Source organism: Neobacillus solisequens (assembly GCF_051233465.1).
In the GTDB taxonomy this organism is placed as follows: Bacteria; Bacillota; Bacilli; order Bacillales; family Cytobacillaceae; genus Neobacillus.
In genome coordinates this window covers 1-21,229 of record NZ_JBKFGJ010000032.1, presented here as the reverse complement: position 1 = coordinate 21,229, position 21,229 = coordinate 1, and the positions used below count along the sequence as shown (strand labels likewise).

Here is a 21,229-nt window from a genome sequence, read left to right as displayed (position 1 = left end):
CTCATTATCAAGTTCCAAATTAATATTATTTACTTGCCGCCATATATTACGAAAATACCTCTTTTTCCCACGAAACTTTTTCAGAAATATTCCTCCTTTTAACCTAATGCCTTCTTGAACAAACCTGCTACGTTAGTTCAATAAGAAAAGCCATTACCGTTGTTCCAGTAATGCACCCTATAGTTTAAGTGAAGTGTTTCATAAACTTTATAAAAAAAGAATACACACGGTAGGATACCTTTTTTATTCCAATAGCTCTTTTTGCTTAAAGATTTGTATGGATGAGATGAGAACGACGATGATAATAGCAATAGTTGTAATAAAGGCTAGCCAGAAACTAGAATCTATTTCTCCTGACAACAAGACCTGTCCTGTGTGCTCAGTCATTGTAGCCGGACTCCATTTCATATACTTTCCTAGAATGGATGTAACCGTCGAAATGGCAAAGACCACAAAAATTGTAACAAAAGCAACACTGCCATTTCCTTTCATTATCGTACTAAAAAAGAGCGTCAATGTAACAACAAAAACTAACCATATGCTGTAGATCAATACACTTTGAAAAATGCGCTCAAAAGCGACTGTTTCAATGAGTAAACTCGTATAATACCAAGAAGCTACATATCCGATAAACAATGAAATGAGTGTAATTGTAAGTAATCCAGCCCATTTCGATAATATATACGAGGAATAAGGAACTGGTTTAATCATGACCATACCTGCTACTCCACTCTGTCTTTCTGCGGAAACGACACCCATTGCACTCAAAACAAGAATAAGTACACCAAGCATCCCATAATTAGATAGAACATTCATTAATACTTCTGCCCCAGTTGGAGTAGGCATTTCAAGGATTGTACCTTCTGGAAGACCGCCAAAAGTGTCCAAAATTTCCGGCATATAATACGAACTAACCGGCTGCATGACACCTAGCAAAATAAAGACAATTGGAATCCATAAAATTTTATAATTTCGCGCCATTTCCGTCATTTCTTTTCGATAAAGAACAGTCCATTGTGTCATGCCTTCACCACCTTCATAAATAAATCTTCTAATGTTGTTTGAGAAATCTCGAACTTACGAATCGGAAGTTTTCTATCCACGATATCTTTTAATAATGTTTGCTTCCCATTTACCATATCTTTTAATACGATGCTGGTTTTATTACCTTGAATGTTTACTTCAGATACAAAGCTATAACTCGCTATGCTCTTTAGCCAATCGGCAGCCTGTGATTCGAATTCAATTTGTAAAATAGGTTGTCGATACTCTTCCATTACACTTTCCAGGCTACCTGATATCGCAATTTCCCCCTCATGTATGATAAGAATGTCGTCACTTATTTCTTCTGCATCATGAAGGACATGAGTTGAGAAGAGAATTGTTGTTTCCTCTTTAATCTCTCTCATCATGTCCAACACTTCCCGTCTCCCAAGTGGATCGAGTGCTGAAACAGGCTCATCTAAAATAAGTAATTTCGGACGATGAATTAGTGCCTGTGCCAATCCGAGGCGCTGCTTCATTCCACCAGAATAACCCCCTATTTTTCTTTTCTTCGCATTCGTTAGGCTCACTCGTTCAAGTAATTCTTCACTTCTTTTTTCTGCTTCTTTACGATTCAGCTTTGCTAATTGTCCTGCGAAAACAAGAAACTCCTTTCCGCTCATCCAATTATAGAAAGCAGGATATTGAGGTAAATACCCAATAAACTGCCTTAAATCCTTTGCTTTTTCCCCTTTAAAATCAATACTACCTGAAGTCGGTTCCAACAATCCGGATAGCATTTTTAATGTCGTTGTTTTTCCTGCTCCATTTGGTCCAAGTAATGAAACGCACCTGCCTTCTTCAATATGAAAATTGACTCCTTTAACAGCATTCGTATTTCCAAATCTTTTTACTAAATCGCTTGCCTTTAATAACTCCATTAATCATTTCTCCTTCCAACAACGAAATAAAGCACTGGTCCTATTATGTTGATAATGAGAATAATAAGGATCCACAACCATTTTGGTCCGTTCGTTTTTTCTTCTCTAATACAAGAAACTAATGCGGTAATCATAAGAATTAAATGTAAGACAAGAATTGGCGCAATCGCTCCCCATGGGATTCCATCTAACAGTTCATTCATTTTTTTCTCCTCCAAATTGTTTATTTACCCTTAATACGATTACGTTCGCCTAATCGTTCACTCACGAAATAAATAAAAAAAATCTCAGGAATTTGATCCTGAGACCTTTCTTTTAAATATTTTTCTTGCAAAAATAAGATATATAATAAGATACGTTGGAAATTGAATAAGGCCTAAAAAGCCCCATAGCCAAGCATTGTGTCCCCTCTTCCGCGCATCCCAAAACATCCATGAGCTCTGGCAAATCAGAATGAATGCAATCACGACCCATAACCAAAGCGGTATGCTACTTAGTTCGTTTGAGTTCATTCATTACTGACCTTCTTTCTAGTTTTGTTAAGAGCTAAGGGCAGTAAGATAATCCCCACAAGCTGAAAATAAAGAAAAAGAATTGGCTGACGATAAACGACAGCAATCACAACTGAAAGCACAAATACTGCAACAGAGATAAACGTGAGGAGGTCTTTCCATTGTTTTTTTCGTATTCTTTTTTTCTCCAATTCAACATTCTGTTGAAACCATTGTAAGTTTGGAGTAGATACTGGATTCCATTGATCCAGTTTTTCTAAACCATCTATTAATTGCTTAACCGTTAATTCATCTTCATCATCCAACATAGAATTACTATTTTTAGAATCATACTCCTTCAAGTTCAGCCAACTCCTTTCGTACACTTTTTAGACCATTTGAAACTCGAGATTTTACTGTTCCTTCTGCAATACCCATCATTTTTCCAATTTCCTCATATGAATATCCGAAATAATGCTTTAACACGATTGGCATACGTATTTCTTCATTAATTTGGGCAAGTACATCAAGTACATCTGTCCATTCTTCGTTCATATTGGCTGCATTCCATTTCATTTTTCGAACCACTTGTTCCTGCTCTAGCCAGTTTTTCTCCCGCTTCTTTCTACGCTGTTGATCGATGAAAAGGTTCGTTGCGATTGTGATGAGCCATGAGGAAAACTTGGATTCGCCATTATACAGTTGGATTTTTTCAATACACTTCATCATCGTCTCTTGTGTTAAATCTTCTGCGATTTGTGGATGAAGGGTAACTTTCATTAAATACTTTACGAGGAACGAATAATTCTGTTGTAGCAGTTTCGAAAGCGCCAATGTATCTCCTTTTTTCGCCTTTCGAATTAAATCCTTTTCATCCATGAGATCTACTCCATACAATAATAATCTATATGTAATACGACTAACTGGGAAAAATCGTTCATTTTCAAAATAAAGAATCACAACAAAAACATTTAGCCACCTATTAGTATTTATTAAGTTTACTTGAAAGTTATATATTTGACCAAAAACCAAAGTATTGTTGCTCATTCAACGAGTTCAGAATACTTGTTTAATTATTATAGTATTATCAAACTACTCACATTGTTTAAGTGTGTCTTCTTTAACTGCTTCGTTAGTCGTACAAGGAAAATGCGATGCCTTTCGTACTCCTTCTTTTGACTAATATCCTCTAAGCTTGTGAGTTTTTTTGAGTAAATATATAAGAAGGGCTATTATTACAGATGTTTGAAATAAAACTGCGATTAGAAAATAAATGATGTAAGTTGTATCTAAAGAAGCATTGGTTAAATTACAAGCCATCCATATAACAAACAAGGAAATAATAAAAATAAATACTCCATCAATAATAATTTTTTTCATAACCCTCCTCATAAGTTTTATATAAATTTTACCATTTAATATTTTTAGAGTGTGTAGTAATTAATAATTTTCCTCTTCAACAAACCTGCCCCGTTAGTTCAAGTGAAAATTCTCACAAACTCTTCACAGAAAATAATTTTCTCAAGATGCGTTATTCAATTAAATGGCCCTATAATGAAAAAAAGCACTTTCCCTATTACAGAAAAGCGCCCTTTAACAGAACAACTTATTGTCACTCAACAGTTCCTTAATTGCTCTTTCAATTCAGCTGTTTTTTCCTTTTCACTATAAAAACACACCTTTAGAAAAACCATATCCAAAGGGGTAAAGCTTCGCAACTTTTTAAAACGTCGCGCCTTTTTTTCAAATCTACATAAGGATTCACTAGGTCAACTCATTGTATATGCCTACTATCAAGCTTTAAATCAAAAACCTTTAATGTCCATTTTTAGAGAATTGAAATTAACGGCATAGTCATGTTAGAAACACGATTAACTCACTACCCATATGTCCTTTTTTAATCATTAGGACAAATTTGGCAAAGGCCCAGTTATTAAGCAAAAAAGCTCAAGGACACTAGTTATAATAAATCTAGTGTTTTTGAGCTTATTAGTTCTCTTAAACTTGAGCGATCAGATTTATTTTTGGAATATTATCTTGTCATTCCAAAAATCATACCTGAAATATATGGAATCAGCCAAATGAGCCAGACAAGAATACTGAATTTGTGAAAGTTATTTATCATTGCTTTGTCTTTTCTTGCTATAACTAGTGTTGCCCAAATGACATGGAATAACATTAATAAAATAGCAAGTAAGCCTGTTATTCCATGAAAACTAAATAAAAAGCCTCCTTGAGCAATTTTACTCATAATAGTTGTTCCAGAAGTATCACATACCAGTCCAAGCCAAAAAATGATAACATGCCAGTTCTTTAATCCCCCTTGAATTTTCTCACTCCATACCCCAACTGTATAAAAAACAAGTGCCAATGAAATAAATATAATGGCATATAGTAACATCATTTTTCCTCCTTACGATCATGTTGAGCTTTTTTGCTTCTTCATTTTGTGTGTCTTTATTGTACGTACGGATTATGAACGGAAAATGAACTCAATATTACTAATATGATTATTTATGAAAATTTAAATCCAAAATAACATAATTTTAGTTTAGATGGGAACAACTTTTTGTATGGTTCAACGAATAGATTTTGGAGACGAAAAATACGATAAGAGGCTTCTTTCCCATCGTATTTTGGGGGCTGTTATTGGTTTGAAAAATTTATCAAGACCTATTTCGTAGAAAGTCATATAAAATAGAGGTTGATACATATTAGTTATGTATAATGTGTGGATGGATTCGATTTTTCAAACTAACTTGCTCAAAAACGGCTTGTTCCTTTTTCAAACGTCTCTACTCCTCTTAGAAAATTATACTTTGAATAGATTCAAAAATGAAAGGGGTACTATAATTAACAAATTAGATTTCAATATTCCGTGATTTGAGCAATCGCTTTATTCTAGAATATGGCCCTATAATGAAAAAGCACTTTTCCTATTACAGAAAAGCGCCCGATTGTGGAAGGTCATTGCTTAAATCTTATTCAAGTCAAGCCCCCTTTACTTAAGTCCATTACTTCACATATTCTAATCTGATAAAAAATAAATAAAAAGATGATACCTTTTAAGGCATCATCCCTTAGAATATTAAGCTTAATTCGACTTTAAACCTTAAAGTTTATTCTTGATTAATTGCACTTTCATCCATATAAGCAACTTCCCATAAATGACCGTCTAAATCCTGAAACCCCCATATATACATAAAACCATGATCTTGAGGCCCACTAAAAGCTTTACCACCAAATGACAATGCCTTATTTACTATCTCATCCACTTGATCCCGACTTTCAGCTGAAAAGCTGAGAATTGCTTCGGCAGAAGTAGTAGTATCCACAATTTCCTTCTTACTAAATCCTTTGAAACGTTCTTCAATCATTATCATAGCAAAAATGTTGTCACTGATGATCATACAAGATGTGGTCTCATCGGAGAATTGTGGGTTGAACTCAAAACCTAGCTCCTTGAAAAAATTGGTGGACTTATTCACGTCTTTTACTGATAAATTGATAAAGATATTTTTGGATGTGAATGCCACTTTTTATTACCTCCTAGAGAAATTTTTGTACAATAAACAGGCAGGCGCCGGCCTTTTTTATATCAACGATATCAGCTCTTTTGAGCATTCATTGCTTCCCATTCTTCTTTGCTAGGACCATATACGCCAGGAACTTTCAAGTCGGCTTGTCTCATAAGGACAGTCAATTGTCCACGATGATGAGCCTGATGTTGAATTAGCAGACGAAAAACAGCTTGAACTGGCATGTCCATTCCAAATAGATTCACCACTTTGTTCATTTTTTCATCTGAAATCTGTTCAGAAAATGCTTGTGTTAACCGCTGACTTACAGTTTTATAGGTCTCGCTGATTTCAGCAGCTGATGTCGGTGCCTCTTTTTGAAGATCAGGAATCTCAAATTTTAATCCAACCTGTGAAGGAAAGTAGTAAGCTGCTCCAGTAATGTGCCAAGCCAAGCTTCCAATGCTGTATAACCCTGGAGAAACCTCCTGATTCAACGATTCATCCGTCAGCACATCCAGCACTTTTTGGGTAACAGCTGCTTCTTGTTTCCATTCGTTTAAGAAATCATTTACTGATGTAAACATTCCATTCCCTCCTTAAATTAGCAATTCATCAATTTTTTGACAAGATTTTCAAATTCATTGTATCATGCTCAGCTAACCATTGCCTCTCTCAAAGGCTTATTATTCGAAGGATATTTTGCATTCTTGTAGACCCCTATTCAACAATCTGGCCCGATAACAAAAAAAACACGCCTCTATAAGCGCATCTCCATTTCGATTAAGTTTAAATTGTATAGTTTTCAAAAATATTTACTATAAAAATCATGTCTCAATTTGCCACTTAGCTGAGCATATATTTTTGTGGTCTCACTCTTTTCATGACCAAGTAAGCTTTGGATCACTTCTAGTGGCGCACCGTTATTAATCAAATGAGTAGCATAGCTGTGTCGTAGTTGATGAGGATGAATACTCTTTTTTATCCCAGCTCGATTTGATATGCGTTTGATTATATATCTCAGGTTATCAATACTCATACGCCTTTTTGGCCTTCTTTCCGTAATAAATAAACTAGTATCTTTATCATCTCTTTCATCCAAATATCTTTTTAACCAAATAGAACAACGGGTATTAAAGTATACTTCCCTTTCTTTATCACCTTTACCATGTACAATGACTGAATTCGTCCGAAAATTAATATCGTCTCGATTTAATTTTACAACTTCTCCAATACGGCAGCCGGTCGAATACATAAACTCAAATAGTGCATTTTCCATCGTTGAATGACAAGCTTCTCTAAGATGTTCAATCTCTAGTTCACATAGGAATTTTGGGATTCTTTTACCTAATTTCGGCTCTTTTAATTTCGCAGCCGGATTTTTCGGAATATAGCCTTTTTCATGTGTCCATTTGAATAGTGATTTAATAAAGCGAACCCTGTGTCCTAAACTAGAAGGCTTTAAATGATCTCCTGCCTGTACTAAATATTCTTTTAGTTTCTTAGTAGTTAAATCACTCATGTCAATATCGCCGAAAAATCGCAATAATAAGTTGTATTGAAAACAATATGTTTTTAATGTAAGTGGCGAATATCCCTCAATTTTTTTATCTTGTTGATACTTTTCCCACGCTTCTGATAATAACATTATTCTTTCACTCTCCTACTGTTTAAATCAATTAATCTAGATTCAATTATGTTCAAGGAGAGGATTATTCATACGTAGGTTATTCCGTGATCGCAGATAATAGAAAATTTACCGAACCATGAGAACACTTGCAATACAAGAAAAAAGACGCTTTCTTTACTCAAGGAAAGCGCCCGATTGCTGAATAACGTTATTGAAGTAAAGCACCCTATAGTTTAAGTGTATTTATTCACAAACTTTCAACTTGTTTAATTAGTAATAATAACAGAAAAAATTCTAGTAAGGAAATATCTTTATTTCTCCTTACTAGAAAGGTATTCTGCTACATCTTTTGGAACTTTAAAACTAAAGATTAGTTTTTTGGTTTCAAATTTGATATAAGGACTCTCTTTATAAGTAGTTATTGTAGCTATTTGTTTAAGATCCTTTTCATTTTTGTTATTCTCTCCAAGTTTGACTGTATCTTCTTGATACATTTTATAAATACTGCTTTTTGTTGCATTAGAAGGAATATCCTCATTACTCCATTTTTGAATCTTAAGTTTATTAACAAAGTCAGTTATATCATCTTTATTATCGATGATACTTAAAACCGATTCTGGATTTTCGACTGACAACATTTCTATTTTTTGGACCTTCTCAAGCCCGAAATCTTCTTTTTTGTTCTCTTGTTCTTTGCTACACCCTATTAAAAGTATTGATATGCTTAAAACAAATATAACCGTCAAATAAACTTTTTTCATATATACCCCTCCCATAGATTACAATCACTTATTATATAGAAAATTTTAACATTTATTAAAGTACTTTATCAATAAACCTGTAGTTGTAATCAATGTCAGTCTTAGGGCTTAGATTTATTACATAAAAAATCAAATTCCTTCTTCCACTATCCTGCCCCGTTAGCCATCCATGAAGCGCAAAATCAGCGCTTCACCACAGAGAATGAAAATGGTAAAGAAGTGTCAATACTGATACTGATTTTGATCCAGTCAACCAATTCATAGACTTATTAATTAACGCTCTCCTCTTTTTTTTTAACGATTGAGAAGGGTCTTCTTAAGTATTGTCATTTTACTAATCTTGAGGAAACTTATTTTCATGGTAGTTGAACAAATATATGAAAGGTTCTCCTTATGGAAGAACCTCTTTTTAATAGGATATTACAATTAGTAAAAAATTTTTTTATATACGTAAAATTATAAGGATAATAATCCAGAAATTTTAGAATCACGATGATAAATCAACCTTATTAGCTTCTCATTCTTACTGCATAAGGATAAATTGGATCTTTTAATTGAAATTCATAAGTAAGACCATCTACAATTCCAACTACTTTTTCGCTATCGTAAAGATCAAGCATAAATCCAGCCATTTCTTTGGCTGTATGGTATTTAGGAAGAAGTCCTTCAAACTTAACATTTTCTTCTAAATCATTCGATACTTTTGCAAATTCAGTTTCAGTTGCAGCAGGAGCTAATACTTTTGCTTGCATGCTTGCACCTTTTTCTTTTAATTCATGTGCAAGCCCTTCAGTAAAGGCACTTACATAGAATTTAGAAGCACAGTATGTGATTGCATTTCCAATAATCGTATAACCCCCACCTGATGAAACGTTAATTAATTGTGTTCCTTCAACTGATGAATAGTCACGCACATAAAGAGAAGTTAAAATAGTTAAAGCCTCGATATTTAAATTAAGCATTGTCTCAATTTTAGTTAAATTTTGATCTCCAACTGATGCAAAATTACCAAATCCTGCGTTATTAATCCACGTTTCAATTTCATATCCCTCTAAATCTTCATATAATGTATAAGCATTTTTCGTATTTGATAAATCAACTGTTTTTATAACGACATCTAATTCTGCATTTACTTTCACGATCTCTGTTTTTAGTTTTTCAAGCTCCTCAGTTCTACGTGCCACAATGACTAAATTTTTACCGCGGGCAGCAAAAGCAATAGCTGTTTCATAACCAATACCAGAACTTGCACCTGTAATAACTGTATATTTTTTCATTTTATTGCCTCCTAATATTTTGTTATACTAAAAAAAATTGATTGTTAACTTTTATGGATTTATTATAGTGGTTAGAGTAAACTCTAAGTCAAACCTATTTTTTACACTTGTTTAGCATTGGTTAAAAATGGAGGGTTTTATGTATACAATTGGCGAAGTGGCACAACTAGTAGGAGTTAGCACACATACATTACGTTACTATGAAAAAGAGAATATCATTCTTCCAGATCGGAATGAAAATGGAGAAAGAAAATATACTGAATCGCATCTTCAATGGCTAAAATTTGTTTTAAAATTAAAAGAGACGCAAATGCCGATCACAAAAATCAAAGAGTATGCCTTCTTGTATACTGAAGGAGAACATACAGCAATTAATCGATTAAAACTATTAGAAGATCATAAAAATTCCATCGAAAACCAGTTAAAGACACTGAAAGAAACGAATAAAATGTTAGAACATAAAATTACTTCATATAAAGAAATGATTTTGAAAAGAAATGAAGTAGATACAAAAGCATAATATTATATCTAGGGTAAATAACGTAAAAACATAATAAAAGGAACGCACGTATTAGATGATATAATATGTGCGTTCCTTAATTACTTGTTATTGAACTAAAGCACCCGTTAGCTGAATCATTATCATAATTCCAAAACTATAAAATTTCTAAAATAACTTCCATTCTCCAACATCCCAAATAAATTGATAATAAAAATAATATAGAACCAAAAAGGTATTAAGGGTAAAAAATAAATGAGAAATGAAAGGCTTAACTATAGATTTTTTATTAATGAAAATTATTAGTAATAAGTTAACCAACACTGGTACTAATGTAAACCACAATCTTTCATCCCATATGGAAACATTATTCGGGACTAACAACACTATGAGTTGGTCCGATATTTGTGCAATTACGGAAAATATGAGAAGTAACCAAAATAAAAATTGTAAAACATTGTTCTTATTTACTAAACTCATATAAATCACACCTTTTCATCGAATAAATATAATTTCAACAATTAAAGGAGAAATCCCTTTTTTGACCACCTAATTACCTAACATTTTATGCCATCCCTTTTTAAACTAACCTGCCCCATTAGCCACCCATGAATCGCAAAAAATCAGCGATTCACCACAGAGAATGAAAATGGTTAGGATGTGTCAATACTGATACTGACCTTAATCCAGTCAACCAATCCATAGCAATGATTTGCAGCTCTCTCAATTTTTTTTAACACATGAGACGGGTTCTCTTTGGTATTGTCTTTTTTCGAGGTTAGAGAAGTTTATTTTCATGGTAGTTGAAGAAGAAATGCATTTACTTAGCTACCATCTTTACTGTTCTTGTTGAGGTTGGAGTAATTCATTCTCAGCTTTTTTGAAAACGATTTAGGAACCTTATAATGTCTAAATGAAAACCTTGTCCAATCCATTACTACATTGTCTTCAACTGGAACCCAGGTATCAAGAATTGGTAATAAATTTATGTTTATTTCCTTATCAGAAGCAATTATAGCTATTTCGTAATTTCTATCTGCCCATATTCCCCATTTTTTAGATGGAGAGAACAACGCAATAATAAACGAATTAATAAAAATCGCATCTGCTTCGTAGTTTGGTGGACCCTCATTCAAAATATTTAAAAATTCAACACTACTGATATCGATAGGCAACTTCAGCCAGTTAAAATAACCAAATTCCTTGTAATAATAATCCATTGGGTGTGGGTTTAAAACAGCCAATACTACAAAATCATCATTTGATTTTTCTGCTAAATCACGGATAGTAGTCCAAAATTCTTCACTCATAATAAAATCGAACTGTTCAAAAAGGTAATTGTTAAACCCTCTTTGAAAAACTTGGTCAGGAATCTCTTTGTTTAAATGGAATAATTCCTCTAGAATTTTCTTTAATTTAATGTATTCTTTAACGTCTTTTGTAAAAAAAGATTTCCAATCCAAGTTCCCCACATCCCTGTACTAATTGTGTTTATCGTTATATATTCCCTTTAAGCAAGAAATTTCCTTCTTGAACTATACTGCCCCGTTAGTGGAACAAGAAAAAGAGCCGTAGCTACGACTCTTGTACCCGTTAGCTGAAGAAGGTTTAAGTCCATTCCTCTGCCAAAAGTCCATAAATAATGTGGTCAACATAATGGTCATATAACCATTCTGCTTGTCTTACTATTCCTTCTTCAGTAAATCCTAATCTTTCAGGTAATGCCCTACTTTTTTTATTCTCAACCGCCACTCTGACCTCAATTCGGTTAAGCCTAAGTTCTTTAAAGCCATAGTTAATAAAAGCCTTGAATGCTCTTGTCATAATACCTTTCCCCTGAAATTCTTCACCAAGCCAATAACCAATGACCCCAATTCGATTTGTCTTATTTAAATGGTTAAACCCTATAGTACCTGCAATTTCTCCTTCATAAAGGATAAGAACTGATTTGGGATACCCCCCAGTTTCTTCGATTTCTCCCAGTCGAGATTTAATCGTTTCCACAGTGTCTTTGACTTCTTTTATGCTATTAAGCCAGCTAAGCCATTTTTTTAGATATTCCTTTGAACTTATAATTAAATTAAAAAATTCCTCTGCATCATCCATATTGAACAATTTCAAGGAAACTTGGTCATCAATTTTATGTATTAGCAAATCTTTCCCCCCTTACGTTTTTTAAAGGCATTACTTCAACAAATCATTTGTTTTTTCCTTCCTAAATTAACCTGCCCGTTACTTCAATAAGAAAATCCTCGAAAACCGCACCCAGTTTCTTCTGCAAATGCCGCATTTAGTAAAAAAAGAATGTATTAATAATTATGAAAACTAGTTTCGGCTGGAATTACATTTTTAATAAGTTCAACATCTTTTTCCATAGCATTAGGAACAAAGAATTCAGTTCCCCAATGACCTGAATGAAATACTGGCACTGTACCTTTATCTAAATTAACTGTAAACCATTTGAACTCTCCAATATTATTAATATTGTCATTCGATAGATAAGCTGAAATAATTGAGGTTTTCATTCCCTTAAAGACAGTAATATTTTCTTCCTGAAACATCTCAAATGAGTTGAGTTTTTTAATTTCATCAATTGTGTCAATTTCTTCATTCCAACAATGCACTTCAATCGTATCAGATTTAAATAAAAAGTATTTTATTAAATGAACCCAATAATCATAACTTCTATTTACTGGTTTGGGAAAGGTCGAATCATCGTCTGTATAAGTTGGAATATGAAAAGCTAAATTATTTTGCACAAAATTCCTCCTCTTAAAAGCCCTTTTCACAATCTATATTTTATATGGTTGTTGAACTAACCTGCTTCGTTTGTTCAATAAGAAAATCAACAAAAAGGGCGTTAATCCTTCCTGGATTAACGCACCCGTTAGCTGAATAATATTACTCTATTTTTATTGCTTCAGCTATACAAGTTATCTCGTCTCCAGAGTTCAACAGTATTTTAGTTTTTATCTGTTTATCTGAGTGTTTATTAAATTCAATTGAATTAACATAAAAACCACTTCCCCACGGTTCTTCCATTGGAATGTGTAAATCGTATCCCCCTGTAAAGACCAACCCAATTTCCTTTGGTTTTGTATCTTGAGTTCCTGTTTTTATTAAGTGTAATCGTATTTCTTTATTCATATAATTAACCACTATATTTTGAAGTTCATCATCGTGAAAATATAGGTTTTTTAATTCTTCAAAATTAGTTATTGAATAAATTTCCACTTGGAAAACACCTACTTTATTTATCAATTTCCTATATAAAAATGATAGCATATTTTACCAGTTTCTTCTTGAAATAACCTGCCCGTTAGCCACCCATGAATCGCAAAAAATCAGCGATTCACCACAGAGAATGAAAATGGTTAGGATGTGTCAATACTGATACTGACCTTAATCCAGTCAACCAATCCATAGCAATGATTTGCAGCTCTCTCAATTTTTTTTTAACACATGAGACGGGTTCTCTTTGGTATTGTCTTTTTTCGAGGTTAGAGAAGTTTATTTTCATGGTAGTTCAATAAAAAAAGAAGACTGCCGCATAAAGGACCCTTTAGTTGAACAAGAGCCCCTATCAAATACTCACTTATAAATTATTAGTAAAAAAATTCAAATAATATAGAATTTTAAATTCGAATAATATAGAATATAAGTATCTAAGGAGGGATTACTTTGCAACACATTTATTCACCATTATCGCAAGAGAAGTTACATATATCCGTTGAGTCTTCACCTGTTTGGGAGGCTGTATTAGGTATAGCTGCATATACTCACAGCAAGCTTCGTCATACTTTTGAGCATGATGAAAGGTGGTTAAAGCATCAATCCAATATGTCAGCAAAATTAGTAAGCAATTTAAAGGAAATCGAACAGACAAATTTATGGTACGGCTTACTGATGTTACAACATAAACTTTGCTCTTCTAATATTCAAGATTTTTCGAATGGAATCTATGAAATGGAACCAGAACTGTTTTATGAAGCATTATTACCCTATAAGGACAGAACTAATGAGACTGTAAGAAAGAAGATAGCTAACAATTATAAGAATACAAACTCCTTTATTCAGTTTGCAGCTAATTTTAACGACCATGAATATCTTCGTGGTTATGTCCTTTCTTTAGTGCAAAAAGAACGTGCCGAGATAATTGGATTGTTAAATGATACAATTTCTGAATGGTGGAATTGGATTAGTAAATTTGAGGATTGGGGGATATGGCTGCAAGCCCTATCTATTGAAGAAAAGAAGTACAATATTATTGATGTTTCTAAACCAGTAGAAGAAATTGAACGTATTACGGGTGGAACAAAATATTTCCCTGAACCATCTGTTTGGCACGTAAAACTTATACCCCATGTATCCTATCGCCCTTGGGTTCTGGAATTAAGGACATCTGAAACAAAGCTGTTCTTTTATCCATTAAACGAGGATGCACTATTAGGACCAGGTATTCCTCCTCAGGAGCTTGTCCAAGGTCATAAAGCACTGGGAGATGAATTACGTTTAAAGTTACTATATCAAATTTTAAAAGGACCCTATTCCCTCCAAGAATTGAGCACGAAATTTAATGTTTCAAAAACAACTCTTCATCATCAACTATCACTGCTAAAAGCTTCTAAATTCATTCGGGTAGAAAAAGGTATTTATTCAGCAAACACTGTACAAATCCAATCATTCTCTAAACGACTCAATCAATATCTTGGGGAACCATTATGATTAAAAAAAGATATTCTAATTCGTTCATATCCCTCTGGATCGGCGAAATTATCTCTGAGTTTGGAGGTGCTGCTGGAGGGATAATAAATGGACTTTTATTGTATGAGCTCACAGGCTCTAAAGAATGGATGGGAATTCTTTGGTTTGTTTACTTCCTACCTTCGTTAATTTTGCAAGGAATAAGTGCACCATTTCTTAATCATGTAATAAAAGAGAAGATGCTTAAAAATATCCAACTAATTCGTTCAGTTTCCTATCTATTCCCCTTTATCGGGTATCTAAGTGGAACCGAACTAGGAATAATAGGAGGATTGGTTGTACTACAAATTATTTTAGGACTTTTGCATCCAATATATGCTAGTCTATCATTCTCACTTTTACCTGATATTTGTGAAGAAAAACAGCTCGTTCATACAAATAGCCTGTTAGATGGAACCATTCGACTAATGAGCTTTATCGCCCCTGGTATTACTTCCTTGCTTCTTTTATTCTGCCCTCTACACGTTATTTACGTTATTTCTAGCATCATGTTCTTACTCAGTTATCTATCGCTTGCACAAATCCCTTATTCAAGTACAAAAAGGGTAGCAACTTGGTCGAAAAAATTCTGGTGGAAAGAGTTACAGGCAGGGTATCATACCTTCTTTCAGCTTCCAGAACTATTAAGACTCACTTTTCTTTCTTCAACAGTCCAGTTTGCAGTAGGGGCAACGATGGTTTTAAATGTTCCTTTTATTCGAAGCGAGTTAAATGGACAAGCGTGGGAATACGCCATTTTTTCTGGGATGTTTCCTGTAGGTTATGCTTTAGGGATGGTGTTGCTGTCCAAACTAGCTAAAAACAATATAACGATGTATCTTGGACTTATAGGTGGTGGCTTTTCTTTTATCCTATTGTATTTTGTTAAGTCTATCCCCTTTGCATGGACTTTCGAACTTCTAGGGGGAGTGTTATTTCCCTTATATAATTCCCAAAGTGCTGCTATCTTCCAACAAAAAGCACCTAGGGTACGTTTATCACAATTGAGTTCTGTCCGCCTTCTATTTTTACGGGTAACAATGCCACTTGGAATTTTGTTTGCTTCTTCACCATTAATAGAAAAAAGTACAAGACTATCCTATTTACTAATTGGTACTTTCATTGTACTTCCAGGCATTTATTATTTTATTACCACTTTAATTGGTTATGTCTCAGAGCTAAAAGAAAAGAAAGTAACTAAAACCAGTTAGAATTATTAAAAGGCGTATGTTGATAAACATACGCTTTTAGTATGTTTATTTAACTGAACTGCACCTTTTGTTCAAGAAGAAAAGCGACCCTTACTCCACAATCTCGCCTGGAAAAAGAGCAAGGTTTATCGGAGAAACCCGTTTTCTAAAACAATTGATATACAAAAAATTCAAAAATACTATATATTTAAATCCCTACCGATCTAAACAGTTGTCAAACTTGACTTATGACATGCAAAAATAAGCATTTGTTCTACTTGTTTTTAAAATGATAAGTTTTTGCCTAAGTATAGGCCAATGGAACCAATATAGGTAATATTCTACCGCAATCATTTATAGTGTAACTTATCCAAAGGGAGTATTAGATTCCTCGTTTAAAATGCTTAATGTTAACAGTAATGTTAAATTACCAATTGGCGGCACGAGTGATGGGAAAATCGACGAAATTACGAATGACGATAAAACAACTATTGTCCGAAGATTGGTTTTTCCACAACTCCTTAAAAATATGACCTTAAAGGTTTCACCTTCTTATAATGAAACTCATTCTCCAGTGGAAATTGTAATCCCTTAAACAAAAAGCGTGCATAGATTAATCTAAGCACGCTTTTTTATAATGTAACAGCTTATTAAGAAGATTTAATTACCGTGGAAAACGAATTTTTCTTCTGGTTTTATAACGCTGTGTTGAACTCTTGTTATTCTTATCCACTAAACTCTATAATATTTAAACCCTCGGATGCTTCAGGTGCTTCAAAATATTTAGTAACCTGAATGAACACCGTTTCCATGTCAAAAGCTGCTCTTTCGGGTTCTTCGATACGCCTTTTTGCAATCTGACGTAAGCATTGCTCGTTAGTTAGATTTAGGAAAATTAGTTGATGGCTTGCATTGATCTCGGACGCTATATCCAAAAACCACTTTCGTAGTTTTTGAGTGTTAGCTGGAAAATCCATCACTACATCTGTACCGACACTTAATATGTTTTGGACATGCTTTTTCACCATCGGCTTGAGTTGCGCTGATAATTTAAGATAGTCTTCAAATGATGCAATTTGATTGGGATAAAGAGATGAAAGCCATTCATCCTCAGACAACAGTACCGCCTGTTTATTTATAGACAATTGTTTTGATTTCGTTGATTTTCCTGCTCCCATTTTTCCACAGAAAAAGTATAGCGTCCCCAGTTGGTTCATATTTATTACCCCTCTGTTGATAATTTAGATATTTCTAATATACCATTATAAAGATATAGAACTGGAAGAAATATTCAGGCCGTTACTAGAATATGTTTGAGTTTATACCTTAATTGTAATTGAACTCTCTGTTCATATTATTTGGTCTTATTATAACAGTAGCCACGGTAGAGCGTAATTGCCAATGGGGCCTTCGACCATACTTTTCCTCCGATGATCAATGAAGGCTTAAAGATGCGACAGTTGCTGTAGAAGTTTGTTCAAATGTCCTACCTCATCACCAAGTCCTGAAAAAAAAGCACGATCTTCTGCTTCTACAGCTTGAACGGCGCGTGAAGCTAACTCGTCTCCAGTCATGGTTACAGATATGATGTTCGCTCTAGAATCCTTTGGGTGAGGTCTGCGTTCAATGTATCCTTTTTTCTCCAGTGTCCTTAGCACCTGTGAGGTGACATTGATATCCATCTTTACATGCTGAGCCAATTGAACTTGTGAAATACCTGAGTGATCGTTTTGTTCGTTTAACCATTTGCAAGAAAAGAGGAGAACAAATTGTGGGTGGGTCAATTCAAATGGTTCTAATGCCTTCCTCATTGCCCTCTGCCAAATATTTGTCACCTGCCATAGCATAAAGCCAGGGCTTTCCCCTGCATTATTGAATTTCGAACTCATATATACTTCGCCTCTCTGTTTAACATGATGTCTGCAATAACGCGAAAATCTTCCTCCAATATCTCAAAATGTCCGAATCGAAACGAGTAGCCCCAATTTTTAACGCCACGTGTAAAGCTTAGCTTCTCCAAAAGGGGGCGGATCTTTGCTTCCTTACACTCCATATAACGAATATTACGACGAAATGGTACGAATGTTTCGGACATCCGGTATTCATAAACATAATCATCCTGTACCTGACCGATAGCGGTGAATGCTTGCAGGGGATCCCCATCTTTCATATCCGTTTTTGGTGAATAATAGATAAGCCAATCACCCGGTTGCATCCTTCTTAACGGTGCTGCCTTCCCATGACAAAGCTGGGCAAAACCGCCTTCTACTCCCCTGCTTACATGGGAAGCAGAAACCACACCAATCCAATATCGACATGACTTCCCCATGATATCATGCTTCATTTTGACGTTCCTTGTCTAGTGCTAGAGCAACTAGCCTCTCCATTGTAGATGGGATACCTTTTACCATATGTGCCCCAAATTTGGGACCCAATTGTTCCGAGTTGATCCCTCTTATTGTTACCCTATGGGTAACCTGCATCTCTCCAGCGGATTCCATTAACACATGTGTGAAATGAATTTGAATGCCTGCATTCGGGATGTCCGTAACATCTGAGAAACCTTGTAGGGGATTGACCTCCGTCAATTCAAATGGGAGAGGATCCTGTCCGACTGGCTGCAACAAACCTCGTGCCCCTTTAACAAATGAACCTTCCAACCAAGCACTTGCGATCCCCTTATCCCACTCTGTCCAAGTGGAGATATCACTATAAAGGTTCCAAATCGTCTCTGCTTTTGCTTTCGTCGTAATGGTGTGCTCAAATTGCCACATGGTTAACACTCCTCATATAGTATTTATCTATATTATATGTATACATATAATATGCGTCAATACTATATATCTAATCAATCACAAGGTAAATTTGTTTTGTTCTTGTCTATTTGTGAATCAGGTATTTATGAACTATTCTGCTCAGCTACTACATCAAGAAAAAAGACCACCGCAGCGATCTGGTATCTCTAGCTCTCTCAACCCTTTAGTGTAAGGTATTTGTTCATGAATTTGCTTAAAAAAGCTTAAAAATATTTTTTAAGGTTATCTTATTCATATCTATTTTTTTATTATTTTCCGAACTCCCTCTATTGTAGCCCCAATATGTCTGTATTTTTAGGTCTAAAACCAAGTAGACGCATCATTGCAACAATTTGCCCTTTATGATGAAATTCATGTGTAATAGAATGAGTTAGTAATTGGTGTGGCGTTTTTCTAATAGCTCCACTACCTATCTTCCAAGAAGGTTCTTTTTCGATAATATCATCAAATTTATCGGAGTATTGTTCAATTACAGTATCTACATATTTGTCCGCTTGTTGAAAATAACGTTGAATATCTCCTATCTGCATCTCATTGATTACTTCCTTTTTTAATAGGGGTGATGTTGTTTCTGAAAGTGTAAAAGAACCAAGCCATGCATGATAACAACCTGCCACATGTACTAAAGAATCTCTTATACTTTGAAAACCAAATCCACATTCTTTTGTAAAATCATTTTCGTTCAATTCTTTACACTGGTCTAATAAAATCTGTCTTGTTTGTTTTACCCATTCATATTCTGTTTTTTCCATAACTAACTCACCTCGTGAATATTAAATGCCTGAATATTCTTTTTATTATACCGTTTCTAAATGATTATTGAACGTACCTCCTGTTACACAAATATAGTTTGAATCAATTGAAGTATTTATCCTTCTTGGGTTACCTCCCCCGTTAGCCACCCATGAATCGCAAAAAATCAGCGATTCACCACAGAGAATGAAAATGGTTAGGATGTGTCAATACTGATACTGACCTTAATCCAGTCAACCAATCCATAGCAATGATTTGCAGCTCTCTCAATTTTTTTTAACACATGAGACGGGTTCTCTTTGGTATTGTCTTTTTTCGAGGTTAGAGAAGTTTATTTTCATTGTAGTTGAAAATGATTCAATTAGGATGATATTTATACAAAAGTAAAACCAATTATAATAATTATTACCGCCACACTAAAGAATGACCAATTAACAATTCGTCTTTCTTTTACTGTAAGAAATTTGGTTTCCATAAATCTTAAACTACTTAGGATAAAAATAAGTCCAAATGTCATGAGTCCACGTCCTATGACATCATCTATGATTAAAATATACCTTAGACCAGCAATCAAAATGAATAAAGTACCTGTATATCCAATGACTATATAAAAGTAATGGTTCTTTTTCCTATCCACCAACTGCCACTCCCTCTTTATTGCAAACTCTTCTTTGAGTATGCCTTCTCCTTCAACTAAACACCCGTTCAACAATAAATGACTTTGCGATCACATCATACTGAATAAAAAGCACCTTAAGTTTAAGTAAAAAACCTCACAATCTTTACTTCATCTTAAAAAGTTCTCCTTAAATGTGTTGGGACGTTACAATAACACGCCTTCTAATTCAAGAAAAGCGCCTTATTGTGAAAGTAACGGGTGCGGTTTTCGAGTACAAAAACGTAATTTGCATACAATTTAGCAGCCCAATTCAGTGAATTGGACTGCTTCTCTTTGTTGATAAAATATGTTTTTCTGTATATTTAAGATGTTTTAGAATTCAAATTCCAACCCTTTTAGCACGATGACGCCAGAGTGCAGATTCGTACGCTAATTGCTATGCGAATGTGTGTTAAAAATGGCAAGCGAGTTTTTGTATATATTTTATAATGATAGGGAGGCTTATTCAACTATCGGGGCAGCATTCCTGTAATGAATGAAAATGAGGTTTGAACAAAAAAAGAACCTCTTGGTAGAATGAGAGAGTCCTAAAGCTGGCCAGCAAAAAAGGACAATCCCAAATACCAGGAGGTCTTGAAATGAATTATAACCAAAATGAAAAGATTGCTCAAATCACTTCTCAGACTCTTATTATAGGTGTAGATATTGCGAAATTCAAGCATGTCGCACGTGCACAGGACTATAGAGGAATGGAGTTTGTTTCCCCTTGTTATTTTGATAATACCAAGCAAGGATTTCAACTGTTTCTCGATTGGATCAATCAATTAAAACTAGAACAACACATGGAAAAAGTAATCGTAGGGATGGAGCCTACCGGGCACTATTGGGTGAATCTAGCTCATATTCTTAAAGAGAATCATATAAAGTTTGTCGCTGTGAATCCTCTACATGTAAAGAAAAGTAAAGAACTCGACGACAATTCACCAACAAAAAACGATGTGAAAGAC

At 34.3% G+C, this 21,229-nt stretch carries 25 protein-coding genes; 4 read left to right on the top strand and 21 right to left on the bottom strand.

All coding sequences use genetic code 11. The annotated features are described in order from the left end of the window. Positions 1-243 precede the first annotated feature (243 nt). The 12 genes from ACI3K6_RS22980 to ACI3K6_RS22925 all read right to left on the bottom strand — a co-directional run bounded on the left by ACI3K6_RS22980 (position 244) and on the right by ACI3K6_RS22925 (position 9,602). A complete protein-coding gene (locus tag ACI3K6_RS22980) occupies positions 244-1,023 on the bottom strand; it encodes an ABC transporter permease (protein ID WP_435556644.1) in 780 nt (259 codons plus the stop codon). Further along, a complete protein-coding gene (locus tag ACI3K6_RS22975) occupies positions 1,020-1,925 on the bottom strand; it encodes an ABC transporter ATP-binding protein (protein WP_435556643.1) in 906 nt (301 codons plus the stop codon). The genes ACI3K6_RS22980 and ACI3K6_RS22975 overlap by 4 nt, the downstream gene beginning before the upstream one ends. Continuing rightward, a complete protein-coding gene (locus tag ACI3K6_RS22970; protein ID WP_435556642.1) occupies positions 1,925-2,128 on the bottom strand; it encodes a PLDc N-terminal domain-containing protein in 204 nt (67 codons plus the stop codon). The genes ACI3K6_RS22975 and ACI3K6_RS22970 overlap by 1 nt, the downstream gene beginning before the upstream one ends. Positions 2,129-2,433: 305 nt before the next feature. Next, a complete protein-coding gene (locus ACI3K6_RS22965; protein ID WP_089063450.1) occupies positions 2,434-2,778 on the bottom strand; it encodes a YxlC family protein in 345 nt (114 codons plus the stop codon). Further along, on the bottom strand, positions 2,765-3,295 hold the full coding sequence (sigY, locus tag ACI3K6_RS22960) for an RNA polymerase sigma factor SigY (RefSeq protein WP_435556641.1): 531 nt from the start codon (positions 3,293-3,295) through the stop codon (positions 2,765-2,767). Before sigY ends, ACI3K6_RS22965 begins: the two co-directional genes overlap by 14 nt. A gap of 300 nt (positions 3,296-3,595) precedes the next feature. Then, on the bottom strand, positions 3,596-3,796 hold the full coding sequence (locus ACI3K6_RS22955; RefSeq protein WP_435556640.1) for a hypothetical protein: 201 nt from the start codon (positions 3,794-3,796) through the stop codon (positions 3,596-3,598). Positions 3,797-4,448: 652 nt separating this feature from the next. Next, positions 4,449-4,817, bottom strand: a complete 369-nt coding sequence (locus ACI3K6_RS22950; protein WP_335482048.1) for an HsmA family protein — start codon at positions 4,815-4,817, stop codon at positions 4,449-4,451. A gap of 718 nt (positions 4,818-5,535) precedes the next feature. Then, a complete protein-coding gene (locus ACI3K6_RS22945) occupies positions 5,536-5,952 on the bottom strand; it encodes a VOC family protein (protein WP_435556639.1) in 417 nt (138 codons plus the stop codon). Positions 5,953-6,023: 71 nt separating this feature from the next. Then, complete coding sequence (locus tag ACI3K6_RS22940; RefSeq protein ID WP_335482044.1) at positions 6,024-6,521, bottom strand: DinB family protein; 498 nt, start codon at positions 6,519-6,521, stop codon at positions 6,024-6,026. A 218-nt stretch (positions 6,522-6,739) separates the two neighbouring features. Then, positions 6,740-7,582: a site-specific tyrosine recombinase/integron integrase gene (xerA, locus tag ACI3K6_RS22935; protein ID WP_435556638.1), complete on the bottom strand. Its 843-nt coding sequence runs from the start codon at positions 7,580-7,582 to the stop codon at positions 6,740-6,742. A gap of 293 nt (positions 7,583-7,875) precedes the next feature. Next, complete coding sequence (locus tag ACI3K6_RS22930) at positions 7,876-8,325, bottom strand: hypothetical protein (protein WP_435556637.1); 450 nt, start codon at positions 8,323-8,325, stop codon at positions 7,876-7,878. Between the two features lie 509 nt (positions 8,326-8,834). Then, on the bottom strand, positions 8,835-9,602 hold the full coding sequence (locus ACI3K6_RS22925; protein WP_335481037.1) for an SDR family NAD(P)-dependent oxidoreductase: 768 nt from the start codon (positions 9,600-9,602) through the stop codon (positions 8,835-8,837). A 139-nt stretch (positions 9,603-9,741) separates the two neighbouring features. Between ACI3K6_RS22925 and ACI3K6_RS22920 the strand changes: the two genes are divergently transcribed. Continuing rightward, complete coding sequence (locus tag ACI3K6_RS22920) at positions 9,742-10,122, top strand: MerR family transcriptional regulator (RefSeq protein WP_335481039.1); 381 nt, start codon at positions 9,742-9,744, stop codon at positions 10,120-10,122. An 803-nt stretch (positions 10,123-10,925) separates the two neighbouring features. On the opposite strand, the gene ACI3K6_RS22915 is transcribed toward ACI3K6_RS22920, so the two are convergent. The 4 genes from ACI3K6_RS22915 to ACI3K6_RS22900 all read right to left on the bottom strand — a co-directional run bounded on the left by ACI3K6_RS22915 (position 10,926) and on the right by ACI3K6_RS22900 (position 13,335). After that, positions 10,926-11,564 (bottom strand): hypothetical protein, encoded by a 639-nt coding sequence (locus ACI3K6_RS22915; protein WP_435556636.1) that lies wholly within the window; start codon positions 11,562-11,564, stop codon positions 10,926-10,928. Between the two features lie 145 nt (positions 11,565-11,709). Beyond that, positions 11,710-12,255 (bottom strand): GNAT family N-acetyltransferase, encoded by a 546-nt coding sequence (locus tag ACI3K6_RS22910; protein WP_435556635.1) that lies wholly within the window; start codon positions 12,253-12,255, stop codon positions 11,710-11,712. A gap of 155 nt (positions 12,256-12,410) precedes the next feature. Then, positions 12,411-12,860, bottom strand: coding sequence for a hypothetical protein (locus ACI3K6_RS22905; RefSeq protein ID WP_435556634.1), 450 nt, complete (start codon positions 12,858-12,860; stop codon positions 12,411-12,413). Between the two features lie 142 nt (positions 12,861-13,002). Then, positions 13,003-13,335: a hypothetical protein gene (locus ACI3K6_RS22900; protein WP_435556633.1), complete on the bottom strand. Its 333-nt coding sequence runs from the start codon at positions 13,333-13,335 to the stop codon at positions 13,003-13,005. Positions 13,336-13,782: 447 nt separating this feature from the next. Between ACI3K6_RS22900 and ACI3K6_RS22895 the strand changes: the two genes are divergently transcribed. Together ACI3K6_RS22895 and ACI3K6_RS22890 are read left to right on the top strand one after the other, a co-directional pair. After that, a complete protein-coding gene (locus ACI3K6_RS22895; RefSeq protein WP_435556632.1) occupies positions 13,783-14,826 on the top strand; it encodes an ArsR/SmtB family transcription factor in 1,044 nt (347 codons plus the stop codon). Then, a complete protein-coding gene (locus ACI3K6_RS22890; protein ID WP_435556631.1) occupies positions 14,823-16,055 on the top strand; it encodes an MFS transporter in 1,233 nt (410 codons plus the stop codon). The genes ACI3K6_RS22895 and ACI3K6_RS22890 overlap by 4 nt, the downstream gene beginning before the upstream one ends. Positions 16,056-16,759: 704 nt before the next feature. Here the strand turns inward: ACI3K6_RS22890 and ACI3K6_RS22885 are convergent. The 5 genes from ACI3K6_RS22885 to ACI3K6_RS22865 all read right to left on the bottom strand — a co-directional run bounded on the left by ACI3K6_RS22885 (position 16,760) and on the right by ACI3K6_RS22865 (position 19,602). Next, positions 16,760-17,251, bottom strand: a complete 492-nt coding sequence (locus tag ACI3K6_RS22885) for a P-loop nucleotide/nucleoside kinase family protein (RefSeq protein ID WP_435556630.1) — start codon at positions 17,249-17,251, stop codon at positions 16,760-16,762. 228 nt (positions 17,252-17,479) lie between these two features. After that, a complete protein-coding gene (locus ACI3K6_RS22880; RefSeq protein WP_435556629.1) occupies positions 17,480-17,923 on the bottom strand; it encodes a MarR family winged helix-turn-helix transcriptional regulator in 444 nt (147 codons plus the stop codon). Next, positions 17,920-18,378 (bottom strand): EVE domain-containing protein, encoded by a 459-nt coding sequence (locus ACI3K6_RS22875; protein WP_435556628.1) that lies wholly within the window; start codon positions 18,376-18,378, stop codon positions 17,920-17,922. The genes ACI3K6_RS22880 and ACI3K6_RS22875 overlap by 4 nt, the downstream gene beginning before the upstream one ends. Beyond that, entirely contained in the window at positions 18,368-18,808 is a 441-nt protein-coding gene (locus ACI3K6_RS22870) for an SRPBCC family protein (RefSeq protein WP_435556627.1), read from the bottom strand. The genes ACI3K6_RS22875 and ACI3K6_RS22870 overlap by 11 nt, the downstream gene beginning before the upstream one ends. A gap of 308 nt (positions 18,809-19,116) precedes the next feature. After that, complete coding sequence (locus tag ACI3K6_RS22865; RefSeq protein WP_435556626.1) at positions 19,117-19,602, bottom strand: DinB family protein; 486 nt, start codon at positions 19,600-19,602, stop codon at positions 19,117-19,119. A gap of 1,258 nt (positions 19,603-20,860) precedes the next feature. On the opposite strand from ACI3K6_RS22865, the gene ACI3K6_RS22860 reads away from it, so the two are divergent. Beyond that, a partial coding sequence (locus tag ACI3K6_RS22860) for an IS110 family transposase (protein ID WP_435556625.1) occupies positions 20,861-21,229 on the top strand: 369 nt, incomplete at its 3' end.

Coding starts and splice junctions, on each gene's coding strand:
- ACI3K6_RS22975 (WP_435556643.1), bottom strand. CDS start 1,925: ATGGAGTTATTAAAGGCAAGCGATTTAGTAAAAAGATTTGGAAATACG.
- ACI3K6_RS22980 (WP_435556644.1), bottom strand. CDS start 1,023: ATGACACAATGGACTGTTCTTTATCGAAAAGAAATGACGGAAATGGCG.
- xerA (WP_435556638.1), bottom strand. CDS start 7,582: ATGTTATTATCAGAAGCGTGGGAAAAGTATCAACAAGATAAAAAAATT.
- ACI3K6_RS22940 (WP_335482044.1), bottom strand. CDS start 6,521: ATGTTTACATCAGTAAATGATTTCTTAAACGAATGGAAACAAGAAGCA.
- ACI3K6_RS22870 (WP_435556627.1), bottom strand. CDS start 18,808: ATGTGGCAATTTGAGCACACCATTACGACGAAAGCAAAAGCAGAGACG.
- ACI3K6_RS22880 (WP_435556629.1), bottom strand. CDS start 17,923: ATGAGTTCGAAATTCAATAATGCAGGGGAAAGCCCTGGCTTTATGCTA.
- ACI3K6_RS22920 (WP_335481039.1), top strand. CDS start 9,742: ATGTATACAATTGGCGAAGTGGCACAACTAGTAGGAGTTAGCACACAT.
- ACI3K6_RS22930 (WP_435556637.1), bottom strand. CDS start 8,325: ATGAAAAAAGTTTATTTGACGGTTATATTTGTTTTAAGCATATCAATA.
- ACI3K6_RS22890 (WP_435556631.1), top strand. CDS start 14,823: ATGATTAAAAAAAGATATTCTAATTCGTTCATATCCCTCTGGATCGGC.
- ACI3K6_RS22875 (WP_435556628.1), bottom strand. CDS start 18,378: ATGAAGCATGATATCATGGGGAAGTCATGTCGATATTGGATTGGTGTG.
- ACI3K6_RS22950 (WP_335482048.1), bottom strand. CDS start 4,817: ATGTTACTATATGCCATTATATTTATTTCATTGGCACTTGTTTTTTAT.
- ACI3K6_RS22955 (WP_435556640.1), bottom strand. CDS start 3,796: ATGAAAAAAATTATTATTGATGGAGTATTTATTTTTATTATTTCCTTG.
- sigY (WP_435556641.1), bottom strand. CDS start 3,295: ATGGATGAAAAGGATTTAATTCGAAAGGCGAAAAAAGGAGATACATTG.
- ACI3K6_RS22925 (WP_335481037.1), bottom strand. CDS start 9,602: ATGAAAAAATATACAGTTATTACAGGTGCAAGTTCTGGTATTGGTTAT.
- ACI3K6_RS22865 (WP_435556626.1), bottom strand. CDS start 19,602: ATGGAAAAAACAGAATATGAATGGGTAAAACAAACAAGACAGATTTTA.
- ACI3K6_RS22970 (WP_435556642.1), bottom strand. CDS start 2,128: ATGAATGAACTGTTAGATGGAATCCCATGGGGAGCGATTGCGCCAATT.
- ACI3K6_RS22885 (WP_435556630.1), bottom strand. CDS start 17,251: ATGAACCAACTGGGGACGCTATACTTTTTCTGTGGAAAAATGGGAGCA.